This window comes from Paenibacillus sp. MZ03-122A (assembly GCF_024213325.1).
GTDB classification, from domain to species: Bacteria; Bacillota; Bacilli; order Paenibacillales; family Paenibacillaceae; genus Paenibacillus; species Paenibacillus polymyxa_B.
The window spans coordinates 19,725-37,749 of sequence record NZ_JANAVI010000005.1 but is presented as its reverse complement, the minus strand read 5'-3'; the positions used below and the strand labels follow the sequence as shown (position 1 = coordinate 37,749).

Genomic DNA, 18,025 nt, shown 5'->3' with positions numbered 1-18,025 from the left:
TTTAGCACAGATTGCCCTTGCTACTCAAGCAACATACGAACCGCAGTAAGGACAATTCCAATCAGAAAGCCTGTAAGCGCACCGTTAATCCGAATCCACTGTAAATCCTGCCCCAGTTTATCCTCCATTAAGGCAATCAGTGAAGCCTCATCCATTCTATTTACATTTTCTCGGACTAGATTACCAATTTGGCTATGGTTTGCTTCCACTACTCCGGTAACACCTGCTACGATCCACGAGTTGATCTTGTCCAGCAGCTGCGTATTTCTCCATAAATCAGACAGCATTTGATCCAGTAAGGGTACAATGTATGTCGTTACATAATCGGCATCCTCCATATAATCCAGCAGATAGCGGCGCAGCTCTTCGAGCTTCTCGGATATAGCTGCATCACCTTCCCAAGAATCAATAAAGGTGTTTTTCCAATGATTCAGCCCTTCCCTGACCGTATCTTTGGCTGCCAGGCGGATCAGCTGCGTGTTGATACCTTCCAAGACGGCCTGACGACGCGGATGTCCTTCATCTTGAAGCTCCGCTACGCGGTCCAGCAAAAAGTGACGAATCATCTCGCCCATACGCTCCTCATTCAAATAGCCAAGGAAGGCGTTCAGGGCAAACTGCATAAGCCCGCTGACCTGCAAGCCACTAACAGCCTGCATCCCCAGAGTGCCAAGAGCAACCCCGGTGTCTGACCGCAGTAGCCAGGACTCCGTCTGCTCCAGCGCATAATCCAACGCCCGTTGGTCATACTTCCGCTCGCCAGCTTGCCGGGCGAGTGCCTCTAGCAATGGCCCTATATCGAATTCAGTCGCCTGTCGCTTAATCCCGGTTGTGATGACCGGGGCCAGCTCTGCCAGTGGAAGCGAACGAACAAGTTGCTTGACAAGGACATCTATGAAAGTGACCGCTTCGGGCGTACGTATTCCTTTTTCCACATTTTTCAGTACCAGCTCAGCCAGTCTAATCTCGGCAATTTTAGATGCAATACTTTCTTTATGAAGCAAATTGTTCTCGACCGTGTTAACCAAGGCATCGGTCAGCTTGCCCCGATTTTTGGGGAGAAGCGCTGTATGTGGAATCGGAATGCCCAGCGGATGACGGAATAACGCGGTTACGGCAAACCAGTCTGCCAATCCTCCAACAAGTCCGGCTTCAAAAGATCCAGCCAAAAGACGGGCCCAGCCAAATTGTTGAAAAGGTAACGTAGCAGCAAAGCCTGCTCCCATCATCACAAGTGACCAAGCTGCTGCGGTTTTTGTGTTTTTCGTTTTTCCCATCCTGTAGTCCTCCAAACTGACTGTAAAATTTGTTTCATTACTTCTGTAGTACCATCATATCATTGCCTGTACAGATACCAAAGGTCACTGTACTCTCTTGCGAACAAATTGCATGATATTCAAAATTTTCACATTTTCTTAAATTAAGTTCGCATAACCACACTTATCCATACATTTTCGTGAACAAAATCTCCACAATAAAGCTATAACTATTTTCTAGCAAAATGAGCCCTTTGAATCATTTTGTCGAAATATGGTCCCATTTTTCCCGATACCGAAAGGATATATAACTCAGAAAGTGGAATTGCAAGACTATGGTATATTCATTGAAGAAACTAATTTTCCCCAGCCTCATCCTTTTCAAATAGGTACTTTATGTTATATTTGTTATATATTGTTCAGTCCCTAATCGCTACATGAATTACTTTAATGTGATAAAATAACCTTTGTAAATAGGGACTCCGGTTCTAAAAGGATATTCGTAAAACAAACTACAATTATCTTACTAAAATTGTTTTTTTGTAAAGGAATTGGATATGACAACAAACCAAAAAAATGCCCAGTATGTCTGGAGTGAAGATCCAGTTGCAATTATATGTACACCCTCTTCTTTCGCTAAAAAATCCCTCTTCTATATACAGGAAATAGGCTATTTCAAAACAGATGCTTATGTAATGGAACGACAAAAGCTCACCTCTTTTTTGCTCCTTTTCACCCTGTCTGGAAGGGGGGAATTGCAATATCGAGACAAGGATTATATATTGAAACCTCATGATATGCTTTTTATTAATTGTGAAGAATATGTACAGTACAAAACTTCCTGTCAGAAGACATGGGAGTTTATTAGTGTGAATCTACATGGCAATCTTATTGACCATTTCTATGAACAATTCGATAAACACAATAAGCCCGTAATCTCACTAAAGGATTCAAGTGCAGTATTGGACAAGCTGTACACCTTATTACAGGTACAGCCAGAAAGAAGCTTATCCTCTGAACTGCTCTCATCCAGGCTAATCGTTGACTTGTTAACGATTATTTTGCAGTACCCCTACACCAATCCCAACGCGAATTCAGATGGAACCGCAGAGGTGCGCAAGGTAAAGCAATATCTGGATCAATCCTATTGTGAACGGATCACGCTGGATTCACTTGCAGACATGTTCGCTCTAAACAAGTTCAACCTGGCTAAAAACTTTAAAAAACAGATTGGCTTTTCCCCTATTGAGTATCTTATTAATGTTCGTATCACGGCTGCTCAAGGCTGGCTTAAAACTAGTGATGTAGCTATTGTAGACATCGCACAATATGTGGGCATTCCCAACACAAGTCATTTTATCAATCTGTTCAAAGAGCACATTGGAGAAACGCCTCATTCCTATCGCAAAAAATGGGGAAACCGTATAAAATAGGTCTTATGTATAATCTGCAAGCTTGTTTTGTCGATAAATAGCGAAAATTTGAGATTTAAACTTGCCTAATAGAGTACCTAACTGATAGAATAAATATACAAGCTATTCAGGATAAATGGCAAACTTGTCGAAAGACAAGGACGCAAAGCTACAGGGCCTTCTGTATGATGGCAGCCAGCTACCGGTTGAAGTGGCTTTTTGTCGTGCTTTTTTTTCGAAAACTTTATACGAAATGGCAAACCTGTCGAAAGGCAGGGACGCAAAGCTATAGGGCCTTCTATTTATGATGGCAGCCTGGCCACCGAAAGGAAGTTTTTTATGGGGAAAATGATATTTTCCACACTTCTCCTATTTTTCATGCTATCCGCAATACTCTTAAATTCGACAATTTACGCTGCTGATAGTGTTGTATGGTTGGATCAAAACAATGTAAATCATGGGACGGTCAGTGTGCGTTACTCCGTTAAACCTAACATTAAAACCAAGATTTTGGTTACAAAAGATGCGCAAAAATACTCTTATAATCTGACACCCGGAAAGTCCGAAGAAGTATTCCCTCTCCAGATGGGTAATGGGAACTATAGCATCAGTATTTTGGAACAGCTTAATGGTAATCAATATAAAGTGATAGGACAAGATACGATCGAGTTAAAGCTAAACGATAGCAAAGCGGTATACCTCAATTCCGTTCAAAATATTAACTGGAGCGGTACTAATCAAGCGATTCAAAAAGCCCATGAATTAACCCAAGGCGCAACAACGGATCGTGAGAAGCTTCAAAAAATTTATGATTACGTCATTAGTCATATCAAGTACGACTCCAATCAGGCCTTCGCCTTAACGACTGACTATCTACCGCAAATTGATCGTACGTTAAGCTCGCAAAAAGATATTTGCTATGGTTATGCTTCACTGATGGCTGCTATGTTACGAAGTGTAGATGTACCAACCAAGCTGGTTATGGGCAAATCTTCCTACGTGGACACTTACCATGCTTGGAACGAGGTCTACATCGACAATCAATGGGTGGTCGTAGACACTACAGTAGATGCAGCACTGTATAAGGGTAAACAAAAATTCGAAATGATCAAAGATCCCTCCAAATACATTAAAACAAAGCAATATTAATATCAATGTTTTTATTAATATTATTTTAAAAAATTAAAAAATGAAGAAATAGAACTACATTTCTTTAGAGCCTTGATCACATGATCAAGGCTCTTTTTCTATCCTTGTTGAGAAATTGTTGAGATGTGGCATGTATTCTAGTCCAGAAAGACATTGAGGTCTAACCCATTATCCTAATTTCGGGACTAAAGGAGGTAATATTCATCCCCGAATGTAAATTTCCATAAATTATGAACAAGAAATCAATGCGGCTAACATAGCATCAGATGAATGATTGATGAATATATAAATACAGCCCTCTTGACCTCGAAGGAATAATCATTAGCCGCTAAATAAAAGTATTTTAAGAATAGGAGATTTGTTTACCATATGAGAAAAAAATGGAATACAGCAGTTGTTGCGTTATTGCTCTTTTTGCAATGCTTATTCAGTACAACACAAGCCTATGCACAAAATCCCGACTCTGCTCTGCCAGTGACCCCAGGAACCGATCCGGTTCAGAGTGTGACTAACGATGTATATCCAAAGCCCTCAGAGCCTATTAACATCCCACCTGCTGTCCCGGCTCCAGCCGTTGAGGCAACTGCCAGTTCAACTTCTGAAGTGAGGGCAACTCAGGAAAGTATTTTAACCAAGCTAACCCTCACAGATTCCTCTGGAAGTGTTATTGATGCAGTGTATAATCCCGATAGTCGTATTGATATTGGCTCCGCCATCCATTTAGGGTATGAATGGGAGCTGCCGAACCATACGTATAAAGCTGGAGACACCTTTACCTTTCAATTACCTGAGCAATTTCAAATTTACACAGACATTACATCTCCTCTGACGAATACGGATGGAGAAGTTGGTCATTTCACCGTAGACCGCCAAGGTAAAGTAATTATGACTTTTAATGATTACGTGGAAAGCCACTCTAATGTCAGCGGTAAGCTGGAGGTCAAAACCGATTTTAGCAAACAAATAGAAAAAGGCAGCACACAAGTCATTATTGCGATTCCAATCAAAGGCGGCGAGCAAACGGCTATCGTAAATATTAAGCCTGCAACTGGCCCTACTTTGGAAAAGCAAGGGAAATTCGATGGAAAAAATCGAATTGATTGGACAGTTGACGTAAATAAACAATTGGATTCTATAAAACACGCCGTAGTAACCGACCCAACTCCCCAAGGATTGGAACTAATCAAAGATTCCATCCGGGTATATCATTTGCAAATCAATGTCGACGGAACCACCGTGCTACGGGACACTGTTAGTGCAGATAAGTATACAGTCGAAGCTGATCCGGCCGGGACGGGCTTTAGAATCCGCTTTAACGAGGAGAGTATAAACAGCGCATACCGAATTCAATACTCCACGAACATCACAAGCGAGGATAACCGTTTCTCCAACACGGCTACTTTTTCAGGAGACAATGTGAAGGATCTCTCTGCATCAGCTACTGTTACCGTTAAACGCGGGGATCTTCTAAGCAAAAAAGTAGAGCAATACGATCCAGTCACACAAACAATTTCATGGGCAATCAAATATAATTTTGCCAACAAAAAAATCCCTGCAGCAAAAGCGGTATTGAGTGACCGTTTTAATAACAGCCAACAATTCGTCACAAGCTCACTTAAAGTTTATAAAGGGGATACGCAAGAGGAGCTTCCTGCATCGGAATACAGGGTCACTCCAGTTACTGACGACAACGGTACCAACGGTTTCAATCTACTGTTCAATGCAGATATTGATGCCCCATATACCATCCGTTATCAAACCAAGGCTATAGATCGTGTACTTAAAAATGGTAAAATAACGAACAGTGTAACATCGGACGGAGTAACAAAAGAAACAACCACAGAACTGAAAAGTGTAATTATCACCAAGGGCTATAAGGAACCGAACTATAACACCAAAACAATTCCTTGGATCATTTCCATTAATGCAGATAAATATACAATGGACCAAGTCGTTATCGACGAAGTCTTTCCGAATGGCGGTCTGGCATTATTGCCAAACACATTGAAGATCCAAAGCGCGGATGGAAAAACAACACTAACATCGCCGTCAGACTACGAACTGATCCCTCTTACGCTAGATTATAAAAAAGGGTTCACTATACGTTTTCACAAAAAAATTCAAGACACGTATACAATCAGCTATACAACCACATTTAACAATGAATGGAAAATCGACAAAACCAAACCGGACTTTTGGAATAAAGCCTCTATCACTTGGTTATATAACGGAACAACACAAACCGCGGAGGCCGAAGCTCGATTATGGCCGGACAATATGACCCAGCAAAATGGGGCTAAGTCAGGTAGCTACAATGCCAGTTCCAAACAAATTACATGGGACATTAAAGCCAACTATAACCGCAAAACTCTAAATCATGCTGAAATAAGGGATACATTATTACAGGGCCAAAAACTGGTGCCAGGTTCTGTTAAAGTGTATGATATGACCCTGCTCGGGTGGTGGAATGGCGTACAAAAGGGGGCCGAAGTGCCTTCGAGCCAATATACTCTTGTTTTACCTTCCGCTGCTAACAACAATGAACTGAGCGTCCAGTTTAACCAGTCCATCAACTCTCCTTACTGGATCACTTTCCAAACGACACTGGAAGGAGAGCTTATGGATAAAGAGATTAACAATAACGCTCAACTTATGGATGGAAAAAATCCAGACTCGGAATGGGCAGCCAAAGTGACTGTGCCTCACGGTGGAGAATACGTGACGAAATCCGGTACTCAGAATGGAAATAAAATCGATTGGAACATCCATATCAATGAAGGGCAATCCTATGTCTCCAACGCGAAAATCGTGGATACGCCCAGCAATAATCAAATTCTGATTGAGGATTCTTTTCATCTATATTCCACCAAGGTATCTGCCAATGGAGAAGCTACCAAGGACACTGAATTAGTCAAGGATCAGGATTATAAGCTAAAAATAACAACGACTGCTCAAGGTCAGGAATCCTTTGAGCTTGCCTTTACGAAGGCTATATCATCGGGCTATATTTTGGAATATCAATCCTTTATTCAAGCTGAAGACAAGGCAAAAGTGAGCAATAAGGTTAATTTCGAGGGCGACCGTTTGACCACCGAAATCAGGGAAACAAGTAAAGAGATCATCGTGCGTACATCCTCTGGTTCGGGATCAGGAGGAGGAGTTACGGGAAGTCTGGAGATTACCAAAGTTGATGAGGACGATCACAATAAGGTTCTATCCGGGGCACGTTTTGCACTCTATGACAAGGATCAGAAAAGAGCACCTCTTGTCCAAACTACCAATTCGGACGGGAAAATTGTATTTTCTTCATTGAGTTATGATGACTACATTCTGGAGGAGCTTGCTGCTCCTGAAGGCTACAAAATAACAGCGCCAAAAACAGAAATCAAAATAGATGCAACCATCAAACAAAGTTCAGGCATTAAAGAAATCGTGATCACCAACAAAAAGGACACTCCGGTTGATCCGGGTCCAGGTACACCTACTGATCCAGGTACGCCTACAAATCCAGGTACGCCTACAAATCCAGGTACGCCTACAAATCCAGGCACGCCTACGAATCCGGGATCAGGTAAAAAACATGATAAGGACCCTGAAATAACTGAACCTCCGGTGACGCCTGTTACGCCCGTAACAACCGAAGAGCCGCAAATTATCGAAGATGAGGATGTTCCGTTGGGCGTTCCGACTATTGAACAGCCACCTGTGGAACCAGAAGTGCAACCACCCGCTGAACCAGGGGTGCAAGCTGACACACCAGAAGCAGACCCTCATCAGGAGCCTTCTCCGCCCGTGAAGATTGAAGAAGATCCAGTACCTAAAGGTGTAATTCGTCTACCGGCAGAAGGACCAGAAGATCCAAGTGACCCGGGGCATACACCCAAGGTGGATACATTGCCAAAGACAGGAGAAAACAGTCCTGCTCCCTTCTATGTAAGTGGTATGTTCTTAATTCTTCTGGGTGCCTACCTAGGTTATAAACGAACGCATAAAAAATAAATAACATTTTATAATCAAAAATCCCCCTTCTCAGCTCATCATTAGCGAGAAGGGGAATTATTTTACATGTCCGTTCTATGAATTACTGTATTAGGAGGCTTTTCAATTGCGTAAGCTGGCATACGTGAGCATCATGTTAGGAATCATCATTATGTTATTTCCTACCGCTAATGAATGGTTGGAAAATCAAAGGCAAAAAGAGCTATTACAAGAAGCTGAATCATTATCAAATACAGATACATCCGATACATCGACACTGACTCCCGAAATGATTAAAGGTTATACAGATTTGTCCAATTGGCTGACAAATACCGCAGCAGCGGATGGGCCACAATTGTCTCAAACTACTCCCCCTTCGTCGGCTCCAGAGCAAGCTCCAATCGCTACAATCCAGATTGATCGTATCGGGCTGAAACTTCCTGTGCTCGAAGGTGCGACCCAAAAGCATATGAGATATGCCGCTGTACATATGTCGGAAACTGCGACACTCGGCCAGGTGGGGAATGCTGCCATAGCCGCTCATCGCTCACGAACAACTGGACGTTTATTTAACCGGCTTAATGAGGTGAAAATCGGGGATCAGATTCTAATTCACACTCGGGGTGAAAAATACGTATACAAGGTCTACAACATTTCAGTCGTCACTCCTTCAAATGTCTCCGTTTTAAAAAGCATCAAGAAACAAAAGCTTCTCACACTAATTACCTGTGATCCTCTTGTAAATCCGACACATCGACTCATCGTTCATGCAAGACAACTGACCTAATGCCGCTAATAGAAGCGGAACAACCTATAAACTATATTGGTGGTGACCCCATTGAGTATATCTTTAACAGCCTTACTTCTAATTGGCCTAACTTTGGTGTTGTGGATATATATGTTGATTTTTTTACATTCTGTGATGATGGAAAGAAATTCACTGCGGAAACTTGCCTATCAGGACCCTGTAACGGGTCTGTTCAATCGGAATGCACTTGAGCTATTTTGGAAACGAAGCAATGGCAAGGAGGGTTTTGCTATTATGTATCTTGATCTGGATGGATTCAAAGCCATTAATGACACATACGGACATCAAATCGGTGATAGGTTGCTCAGACGGGTAAGCAATCATTTACTCCAGGTGACAAACTCCAATCAGAAAGCTTTTCGAATCGGTGGTGATGAATTTCTACTCATGATGAAGGATTATGATGCCGATCAGGTCACAGTTCTAGCAGAACTGCTGCTGCAAAAAATCAGCGCTCCTTATAACATTCAGGGAATCAACCTTCAAGTTACAGGAAGCATTGGTATTACTATGCATCCTTCTCCGAAGAAGCCTCTGCCTTCTTTACTGAAAGAGGCCGATATCGCCATGTACCAAGCAAAAGGAATGGGGAGAAACTGCTATGCTGTATACCAGAGGATCAAACAGAGGCCAAACGTCAGATCATATGACACTGCACGAATTATAAAGTTTGCAGCTTGTTTTCGAAAAAAAGCAAAGATCCAAAGTATACAACAAATGGCAAGCTTCTAACACTAACAAAGAACCCGTAACATCAAATCAGGCGGGTAAGTCCTGTTTATCCAAGATTATACCCGCCGATAAAATATTCCTACTCCACCTTACCCTTTGCAATCAGCTTGAAATCATCAAAGTGGAATCCTGGTGCAACCACACAGGTTACCAACACAGGCTCATCCCCCAGCGGACGTGCCGTTTGCCATACTGTTCCTGGTACGAGTGCTTGTGGATGCTGTCCTGCCTCCACATCCGCACCGACGATAATTACCGTTTCTTCGCCAGGCTCTTCTCCGCTTCCACCCAATTTCAACTCTACAGGGCTTCCGCTATGATATAACCACAGCTCATCGGAATGGACCACATGCCACTCGGAGAACTCGCCCGGATGCAGCAAGAAATACGTAGACGAAGCTGCAAAGCGCGGACCGGAATATACATCAGGCAGCACAGGTTTCGGAATTTGAAAATTAGCCTTCCACATCTCTTTGTACCAACCGCCTTCTGGATGGGGCTCCATGCCCAATGCCGTTACAAGCGGTGAAATAGCTTTCGTCATTGTACTAACCTTCCTTTACCCTAAATTCCTTCTTCCCTACTGTAAAACATAGCGTTGCTTTTGTCACGTTTCTCCCTTGGCATGTCGAACGCTATTATTTTATGTCAAATTAAATAACATTAAATTGTGAATATTCATTTGATTTTATCATATAAATAGCAGTTAACAAGTAAAATAACATACCAAATATAATACACGTAAATTTTTATGACATAAAATCTTGTTTTTTATTGTAAGCTTATAGTATCATGAGAGAAATTTTGAAATTCTAATAGAGCTTGATTATGTCAATCCGTCTACTAAGCTATGTATCCAAGCCTAAAAGGGGTGAGCTCTCTGATCCAGTTTCGCAATGTCAACAAGCATTACGGTCACTTCCATGTACTCAAAGACATCAATCTTCAAATTAAGGAGGGCGAGGTCGTCGTAATCATCGGTCCCTCCGGCTCGGGTAAAAGCACCCTGCTTCGCTGCATCAATCGTCTGGAAACGATATCGGATGGGGAACTGATCGTTAACGAGATCCCTGTACACGACAAAAAGATTGATATTAATGCCTTCCGCCGCAACATCGGGATGGTGTTCCAACATTTCAATCTGTATCCACACAAAAAGGTGATTGAAAACATTGTACTGGCACCTATGAAGGTACTGGGCATCTCGAAAGAAGAAGCTACTCAAACAGCCATCACCTATCTAAAGCGCGTCGGAATCGAAGAAAAGGCACAGAGCTACCCCGCCCAATTGTCCGGTGGACAGCAGCAGCGGGTCGCGATCGCCCGTGGGCTCGCGATGAATCCAAAAATCATGTTGTTTGACGAGCCTACTTCAGCACTTGATCCCGAAACGATCGGAGAGGTACTGGATGTTATGCGCTCGCTCGCCCATCAGGGCATCACAATGGTCATTGTCACTCATGAAATGGGCTTTGCACGTGAAGTGGCGGACCGCGTGATTTTTATGGATAAAGGACAGATTTTGGAAGACAGCCAACCTGCCGAATTTTTTCAGAATCCGGGTGAGGAACGGGCTCGCCTGTTCCTGAGCCGTCTGATTCATCATTAAACAGACTACCAATGTAGCGTAAATCGAAAGGGGAATGTTCTGATGAGAAAAAGATTTCAATGGAGTACTTTGGTGCTGGTAGCTTTATCTTGTCTGCTCGTGTTGGCAGGCTGTGGAGGCAAAGAAGGAGCGGCAACGTCGGGGAATGAGGCGGCAACAGCCAACGGGCTGGAAGCGATCAAACAGCGTGGCAAACTGGTCATTGGTGTGAAATACGATACCAAGCTGTTCGGACTGAAAGACCCGGCTAGCGGAAAAGTAGAAGGCTTTGATATCGACATCGCTAAGGCTGTAGCCAAACATATTTTTGGCGATGAAACCAAACTTGAACTAAAAGAGGTCACGTCCAAAACACGAATCACCTTATTGCAAAACGGGGACATTGACGCCATTATCGCGACGATGACCATTTCGGATGAACGTAAAAAACAGGTTGATTTCAGCGACGTCTATTTTAACGCCGGGCAATCTCTGCTCGTGAAAAAGGGGAGCCCCATCACCGGGCTGGAGTCTCTGACCCCAAAAACCAAGGTGCTCGCCGTGAAAGGCTCTACCTCCGCCAAAAATATCCGCGAAAAAGCACCTGAAGCAACAATATTGGAATTCGAAAACTATCAGGATGCTTTCAACGCCCTCAAAGCAGGTAAAGGAGAAGCATTGACTACGGATAACTCTATTCTGCTCGGCATGCAGCAGCAAGACCCGAATTATACTCTTGTAGGCGGGAACTTCACAGAGGAACCTTACGGCATTGCAGTGAAGAAGGGACAACCGGAACTGCTGCAAGCCATTAATGATACGATCAAGGAACTGAAAAGCAGCGGTGAATACGATAAGCTCCACGAGCAATGGCTTGGGGTTAAACCCGAATAGTATTCTTGTGAAGGAGCCGCCATTGCGAGCTCCTTCCTTTCTTAGTTCTGGATAAGGAGGTACATTCACAGATGCTTACTTTTGATATCAACGTACTTTTTGATCATAGCGACCGTTTCAGAGAAGGCTTGCTTCATACCGTTCAAGCTAGTGTCATTGCCTTGATTGGAAGCTTTATTCTGGGGGCTATTATTGCCATCCTCCGAATTGCGCCTTTTAAATGGCTGAACTGGATCGGTACCGTCTATGTAGAGGTCATCCGCAATATCCCATTGCTGATCGTCGTACTGTTTTTTTATCTCGGGCTTCCCACTTTGGGCATCCCTTTGGACGGATTCGTATCTGGAACGCTTGGATTGACCGTATACACGGCCTCCTTTATTGCTGAAGCCATACGTGCCGGCATTCAATCTGTGCCCAAGGGTCAATTTGAAGCGGCAAGGTCCTCCGGGTTGAGTTACAACCAGACGATGATCAGCATTATTTTACCGCAAGCCATCAAAATTGTACTGCCTGCGATCGGCAACCAATTCATTAATCTGGTCAAAAACTCTTCCGTGCTGGCTATTGTGGCCGGACTGGACCTAATGTATTACTCGGACCTCATTAACTCGGATACCTTCCTGCCCATCACAGTCTACGCCATCACGGCGCTGTTGTATCTTATCTTGACGGTTCCGCTTAGCTTTCTTGTACTATACATGGAACGGCGTCTGTCCAAAACATCCTAAGGAGGGAAGCCCGTATGGATTTCGGTGGATTATTTGTGTGGCCTAATGTGCGTTTTATACTGGAGGGCTTCCTGCTCACGCTGGAGGTTGCTATTTACTCTATCGTGTTCAGCTTCGTTCTCGGTATCTTATTCGGCATCCTGCGCTATACTCGCTTACCTGTCATTTCACAGGTTGCAGCCTTTATCATTGATCTCATTCGCAATCTTCCATTATTGCTCATTATTTTCTTCATCGGTATGGTTTTACCATCCATCGGATTGTCGATTTCCCTCAAGTGGGCAGCCATTACAGGCCTGTCGATCTTCGAGGGAGCCATGATTGCCGAGATTGTGCGCAGCGGTCTGAATTCGGTCCATAAAGGACAGGTGGAAGCCGCACGTTCCTCCGGTCTAAGCTACTCTCAAACCTTATGGCATATCATTCTGCCCCAAGCGCTTCGTCGCATGGTGCCCCCGATTGTCAGCCAATTCATTTCCCTATTCAAGGATACCTCACTGGCTGTCATTATCAGTTTGCCAGAGCTGACGCATAACATTCAGATTGTCGGTGGGCAAAATCAATCCTTTGTCATTCCAGCCCTGCTGTTCGCAGCTTTCCTGTACTTTGCTGTCAATTACAGTATGTCACTGATTGCACGCAGGCTGGAAGTTCGTACACATTAAAGCTCGTGATACTCATCAGCGTTGCCACTAGTTGGAACGCACTGTTAGTACAGCTTGTATCTTTTCAATTAATCGCTTCAATGCTTCTCCCTGATAACGGCCAGACCGATAAATCAACTCTAGCTGACCCTGGAGCACGCCGCACAAAATAGGTACAGTGCAAAATTGTGAGCGATCCAATTCTGCCGCAAGGGACTCCGTCTGTAGGGTTACGGCAAGTCCCTCCTGCACCCAGCGCAGGATTGAAGGTATGGAATTTGTCTCCAAGACGGTTGCAAAGGGATACCCGCGATCCCGGAAGCACTTCTCAATGAGCTTCCTGCCGGGATGACACTCTGGCTGCATCGCCCAGGATACATGCCTCAATTCGTCCAGCGTAATGGAAGAACGGTTGGAAAACACATGCTCTACCGGAACAACAAGACAGTAGTTCTCCGTACAAAGAGGAAGCTGGACAAGCCTTTCATCCGTACCCGAATGCAGCGTAATGCCAACATCCATTCGGTTATCCAGCAGCTGTTCTGTTACATCAAATGATGGATGGATGTGCAGGCTGACTCTAGGAAATGACTGATGAAAATGGATAAGCATTTCATGCAATGACTCCTCCAGCTCCGGTAATGCAATACCAATCCGCAAACTCCCGCGTTGCTCGGTGCGCAACTCCTCAATGGAAGCCTTTGCTTGCTGTAAATCCTTGAGCGCATGTGCACTGTGTTGCAGCAACAACTTCCCAGCATCTGTCATTTTAATCTTTTTACCTGCACGGTCAAAAAGCGTCATGCCCAATTCCTCCTCCAGCGCCTTGATTTGCAAGCTAAGCGTGGGTTGGGAGATTCCGATCTTTTCCGAAGCTTTCGTAAAATGTAGTTCCTCGCATACGGCAATGAAGTATTGAAGCTGACGTATTTCCGTCTTCCTTCTCTCCCTTCGAGAATCCCCAGAATGATTGCATGAAAAGGTCATAAGAAGCGCAAGATCGGATCCATCCGGTTCGCGCTTCTTCTTCAGGTTATTGCGCTTTTTTGAGATTATTGGGCTACTTCTGCTTTTTCCGCAGTCAGCGTAATATTCGCAAACGTGTCTGCATCGTACTCCTTGCCGCGGGTAATATCGTAATTGGCTACCCGATTATTCACTGCCTCTAACGAGTAACGGAATAACGTCGGTACGATGGGTGCCTCCTCGCTCATATACGCCTGCCACTGATTGTATATATCTTTACGATAATTGTCGTCAAAGGCTTTAACAGACACCCCTTCCCGCAACAGCTTATCATTCTCTTCACTCGTAAAACGCGAATAGTTAAAGCTGGCTCCGCGTCCATACAGTCCACTAGGGTCTATATCTGAACCCGTACTCCACGCACCGCCAAAAATATCAATGTCGGGGTCATCCTTTTGCACACGATCATAGAAAGAATTGAACTCAAGCAGACGACCGTCCACCAGCTCGACATGAAGTCCGACATCCTTCCAGTTTTGCAAATAAAACTTCGCCAGCGATTCAGCTGTCGCATCTCCGCTCATTGCCGCATAATGGAGCACCAGTTCCTTGCCCTTAGGGTCCTCACGGTATCCATCTCCATTGGTGTCCACATAGCCTGCCTCGTCCAGCAGCTTTTTCGCCTTGTCCGTGTCATACGTGATGCCCTTTGCATTCATATCATGATATCCCTTAAAGGCAGGCGGAATCAGGGATGTTGCTGGAATCCGAAGTCCATGATAGAGCTGCTTGCCGACCTGCTCATTATTCAGCGCATAGCCAAGGGCCAGACGCAATGACTTGTTCGCCAGCTTGGCGTTCGGGTCCATGATATTTAGATTCTTGGCCTGATCGAATTTGCCCATCTTAAAGCCTACATAGCTATAAGATAATTCCTCCTGACCGAGAAACTGTACATTTTTCGGATTGCTGGCCTCATTGTAACGGGTGGTTGGATAGCTGGCCCAGTCAACTTCTCCACTTTTCAGCGCCTCGGTAATGACATTTGGGTTCACCACCTTCAGATGAAGGCCATCCAACTTGGGCTCACCGTGGAAATAATCTTCATTTTTGACGAATTCCACAGATTCACCTGTGACCATAGATTTAATTTTGAACGGCCCATAGCCAATCGGATTTTTACGAACAGGATCAGATCCGGCCATATCTTTCACGGGAATATTCTGAAATACCTTTTTCTCCAGTGGTGTAGACCACAGTCCCGATTTCACCGAAGGATTAGGTTCCTTGAAATGAATGGTAACCTCTTTCTCATTCAGCACCTTGATGCCAGAAATGGTTTTGGCCTTACCCGCGTGATAATCCTCCATGCCCACAATGTTGGTCATAAAGCTATCATAACGCGGGCCTTCGTAGTCTTTATGACCGATCACTTCATAGGAAAAAGCATAGTCCTCTGCCGTTACGGGATTACCATCCGTCCAGTTCAGCTTGGGATCAATTTTGACAGTCACAGCCTTATTGTCTGGGGAAAAGGAAATCGTCGCCGCCCCTTTACCGTCAATATTTAGATTGGAGTCAATCGAAAACATAGAAGGGTAGAAAAACTGGAAGACTTCAAAATCAGGATTGCCTTCATAAAATACAGGATTCAGAATACCTTCAAAAGGGGTATCAGACACGAGTGCATAATTGATGATGCCACCCTTAATCGGCGTCTTATCGTTCTTGACCGCCTTCGCTAGCGCTGTGGCATTCACCTGCTTGCTGTCGGACCTTGAGCCGCCTGTACCGTCAGACGATTTCCCTCCATTTGAAGCGGAAGGCGAACCGCTGCATGCGGCCAGTGAAAATACCAAAATTGCAGATAGAACAGGCAAAATTCCTTTTTTCCAGTGTTTAACCATTGTAAATCCCTCCTTGTCATTGTCCTTATCCTTGAACTTCAGTTAACCCAATCGTTGTCTGGCATCCGTGGCGCGTTTGAGCGCCTGGCCAATAAAGTTAATCGCCAGCATTAGCACCAAAATAAGCAGTGAGGCTGGCAACCACATCCACCAGCTATTCTGCAAAACATCCGGGTCATTAGCATAACTCACCAGTGTACCCAAGCTTGGAGTAGACTCCGGTAAGCCAAAGCCGAGATAAGAAAGCCCGGTCTCAATCCCGATATTCCCCGCGAGGCTGAGGGTCAGGTTGACGATCACGACCGAGCTAAGATTGGGCAGCACGCCAAACCAGATGATTTTCCAATTGGGTGTGCCAAGGGTTTTGGAAGCCTGCACATAATCCAGTTCGCGCTCCGACAACACCTTGGCTCGGATCAGACGTGCTTTCCCAATCCATAAAAAGGCAGTCATAATGAAAATAAAGGACCCTATGCCGCTTTTGGGTACAATGCTGACAAACACGATGACCAGCATCAAAAACGGAAGCACCAGAATAAAATCAATGATTCGCATGATGATGTTATCGACCAGTCCCCCATAAAAACCAGCCAGCAAACCTAACGTTAAGCCAATAGCGGCGGATAACAATGTAATCGTAAAGCCGATGGTGAAGGAATTGCGGGCTCCAATGACCAGCTGACCGAAAATATCCCTACCCGCTCGATCTGTCCCTAGCCAATGCACTGAGCCTGGAGCTTCACGGATCGCGCCCAAATCGACCGTCGTGACTACATCCTGATTTACAAACAGGACAGAGGCATATATAAAGATCAAGAACAGAATTACAAAGCCAATGGAAACCAAGGACATTTTGTCACGCACCAGCTCACGACGTAGTACAGACCAACTGGATGGTGATTTACGAATGATTTCCGGCGTGAAGACCTCTTCCACCTGTATAGACACCATAATCCCTCCCTTTCTCTAGACTTGTTCGCTATTCAATTCGAATGCGGGGATCGACTTTGCTTAGGATGACATCAGATAAAAGAGTTCCTAATAGCGCCAAGAAGCCAGAGATCATGACCAGCGCGTTCACGACTGAAAAATCCCGTTGAGTGATGGACTGGAGGAATAATTGGCCCAACCCTGGATAACCGAAAATAGATTCAAGAAAAATATTGCCTGCAATTACTCCCGTCAGGTCATAGCCCAAAAAGGCAGCAATCGGCAATAGAGAGTTTTTGAAAATATGTCGGGAATAAATTTTACCTTCGGGTACCCCTTTGGAACGCGCTGTTTTCACAAAATCCTTCAGTCTTGTGTCAATGACCTCATTGCGCAGATACTGAATCGTAGCCGTTGTACTGAGCAATGCGCCTGTAACCGCCGGTAAAATGAGATGATACGACTTGTTCACGTAATATGACCATGTCCCCGGCTCCACGCCTACATCCACACTGCCGCTGGTTGGAAACCAGCCGAGCCTGAATCCGAATACGTACAGCAGCAACAACGCGAGTATAAATAGAGGTGTCGCAAAGCTGAGATAGGTATAGCCCACTACGGTTTTGTCCAGCAGACTATGCTGATAACGACCGCTGAGTACGCCGAGCGGAATGGCGATCAGATACGTCAGAACCAGAATTACTACGCCCAGAAAGAACGTGTTCCCCAGACGGCTGCCAATCAGATCGGTAACGCTAATTTTATGTACATAAGATTTGCCCAGATCCCCGTGAGCCAGCTGGACGAGCCAGTTCCCATACTGCACCCACACCGGATCATTCAGCCCCAGTTTTTGTCGCTGTTCTTCCAGTGCGGCCGGATTGAGATTGGGTGTCGAAGTAATAAGTCCTGTCAGGGCATCCCCCGGCATTGCCTTAGCTAGGAAAAATATAAGCACGCTCAGTGCAAAAAGTTGAGGGATCATAACCAGCAGCCGACGCAGTGTAAATTTCCACATTTCTGTACCCCC

Annotated in this window: 15 protein-coding genes, 1 pseudogene and 2 riboswitches; of the genes and pseudogenes, 9 read left to right on the top strand and 7 right to left on the bottom strand. The window is 44.6% G+C overall.

Going from position 1 to position 18,025, the window contains the following annotated elements; translation table 11 throughout:
* Positions 1-20: 20 nt before the first annotated feature.
* Complete coding sequence (locus NLX74_RS12355) at positions 21-1,277, bottom strand: DUF445 domain-containing protein (protein ID WP_254328893.1); 1,257 nt, start codon at positions 1,275-1,277, stop codon at positions 21-23.
* Positions 1,278-1,813: 536 nt separating this feature from the next.
* Between NLX74_RS12355 and NLX74_RS12350 the strand changes: the two genes are divergently transcribed.
* The 5 genes from NLX74_RS12350 to NLX74_RS12330 all read left to right on the top strand — a co-directional run bounded on the left by NLX74_RS12350 (position 1,814) and on the right by NLX74_RS12330 (position 9,335).
* Positions 1,814-2,689: a helix-turn-helix transcriptional regulator gene (locus NLX74_RS12350; protein WP_039270267.1), complete on the top strand. Its 876-nt coding sequence runs from the start codon at positions 1,814-1,816 to the stop codon at positions 2,687-2,689.
* Between the two features lie 107 nt (positions 2,690-2,796).
* Positions 2,797-2,875: riboswitch (cyclic di-GMP riboswitch) on the top strand.
* 38 nt (positions 2,876-2,913) lie between these two features.
* Positions 2,914-2,995, top strand: a riboswitch (cyclic di-GMP riboswitch).
* Between the two features lie 12 nt (positions 2,996-3,007).
* Positions 3,008-3,817 (top strand): transglutaminase-like domain-containing protein, encoded by an 810-nt coding sequence (locus tag NLX74_RS12345; protein ID WP_039270266.1) that lies wholly within the window; start codon positions 3,008-3,010, stop codon positions 3,815-3,817.
* Positions 3,818-4,186: 369 nt separating this feature from the next.
* Positions 4,187-7,816, top strand: coding sequence for a collagen binding domain-containing protein (locus NLX74_RS12340; RefSeq protein ID WP_254328892.1), 3,630 nt, complete (start codon positions 4,187-4,189; stop codon positions 7,814-7,816).
* A 106-nt stretch (positions 7,817-7,922) separates the two neighbouring features.
* Positions 7,923-8,582, top strand: coding sequence for a class D sortase (locus NLX74_RS12335; RefSeq protein WP_235307023.1), 660 nt, complete (start codon positions 7,923-7,925; stop codon positions 8,580-8,582).
* Between the two features lie 51 nt (positions 8,583-8,633).
* Complete coding sequence (locus NLX74_RS12330) at positions 8,634-9,335, top strand: GGDEF domain-containing protein (protein WP_254328891.1); 702 nt, start codon at positions 8,634-8,636, stop codon at positions 9,333-9,335.
* Positions 9,336-9,414: 79 nt separating this feature from the next.
* On the opposite strand, the gene NLX74_RS12325 is transcribed toward NLX74_RS12330, so the two are convergent.
* On the bottom strand, positions 9,415-9,879 hold the full coding sequence (locus NLX74_RS12325) for a cupin domain-containing protein (RefSeq protein WP_039270262.1): 465 nt from the start codon (positions 9,877-9,879) through the stop codon (positions 9,415-9,417).
* 327 nt (positions 9,880-10,206) lie between these two features.
* On the opposite strand from NLX74_RS12325, the gene NLX74_RS12320 reads away from it, so the two are divergent.
* The 4 genes from NLX74_RS12320 to NLX74_RS12305 all read left to right on the top strand — a co-directional run bounded on the left by NLX74_RS12320 (position 10,207) and on the right by NLX74_RS12305 (position 13,213).
* Positions 10,207-10,944: an amino acid ABC transporter ATP-binding protein gene (locus NLX74_RS12320; RefSeq protein WP_029514673.1), complete on the top strand. Its 738-nt coding sequence runs from the start codon at positions 10,207-10,209 to the stop codon at positions 10,942-10,944.
* A gap of 42 nt (positions 10,945-10,986) precedes the next feature.
* Entirely contained in the window at positions 10,987-11,817 is an 831-nt protein-coding gene (locus NLX74_RS12315) for a transporter substrate-binding domain-containing protein (protein ID WP_039270256.1), read from the top strand.
* A 71-nt stretch (positions 11,818-11,888) separates the two neighbouring features.
* Entirely contained in the window at positions 11,889-12,548 is a 660-nt protein-coding gene (locus NLX74_RS12310) for an amino acid ABC transporter permease (RefSeq protein ID WP_023986681.1), read from the top strand.
* Positions 12,549-12,562: 14 nt separating this feature from the next.
* Positions 12,563-13,213, top strand: coding sequence for an amino acid ABC transporter permease (locus NLX74_RS12305; protein WP_039270255.1), 651 nt, complete (start codon positions 12,563-12,565; stop codon positions 13,211-13,213).
* 27 nt (positions 13,214-13,240) lie between these two features.
* On the opposite strand, the gene NLX74_RS12300 is transcribed toward NLX74_RS12305, so the two are convergent.
* From NLX74_RS12300 to opp4B, 5 genes and pseudogenes are all read right to left on the bottom strand, one after another.
* Positions 13,241-13,996 (bottom strand): LysR family transcriptional regulator substrate-binding protein, encoded by a 756-nt coding sequence (locus tag NLX74_RS12300; protein WP_254329109.1) that lies wholly within the window; start codon positions 13,994-13,996, stop codon positions 13,241-13,243.
* A 6-nt stretch (positions 13,997-14,002) separates the two neighbouring features.
* A pseudogene (locus tag NLX74_RS12295) lies at positions 14,003-14,179 on the bottom strand (LysR family transcriptional regulator); the annotation flags it as partial.
* Between the two features lie 65 nt (positions 14,180-14,244).
* Entirely contained in the window at positions 14,245-16,065 is a 1,821-nt protein-coding gene (opp4A, locus tag NLX74_RS12290; protein WP_254328890.1) for an oligopeptide ABC transporter substrate-binding protein, read from the bottom strand.
* A gap of 42 nt (positions 16,066-16,107) precedes the next feature.
* The gene (locus NLX74_RS12285; protein WP_013308435.1) at positions 16,108-17,016 is read right to left on the bottom strand and encodes an ABC transporter permease; all 909 of its coding nucleotides are present in this window, start codon (positions 17,014-17,016) and stop codon (positions 16,108-16,110) included.
* A gap of 28 nt (positions 17,017-17,044) precedes the next feature.
* Positions 17,045-18,013, bottom strand: a complete 969-nt coding sequence (gene opp4B, locus NLX74_RS12280; protein ID WP_061831945.1) for an oligopeptide ABC transporter permease — start codon at positions 18,011-18,013, stop codon at positions 17,045-17,047.
* Positions 18,014-18,025: the final 12 nt, after the last annotated feature.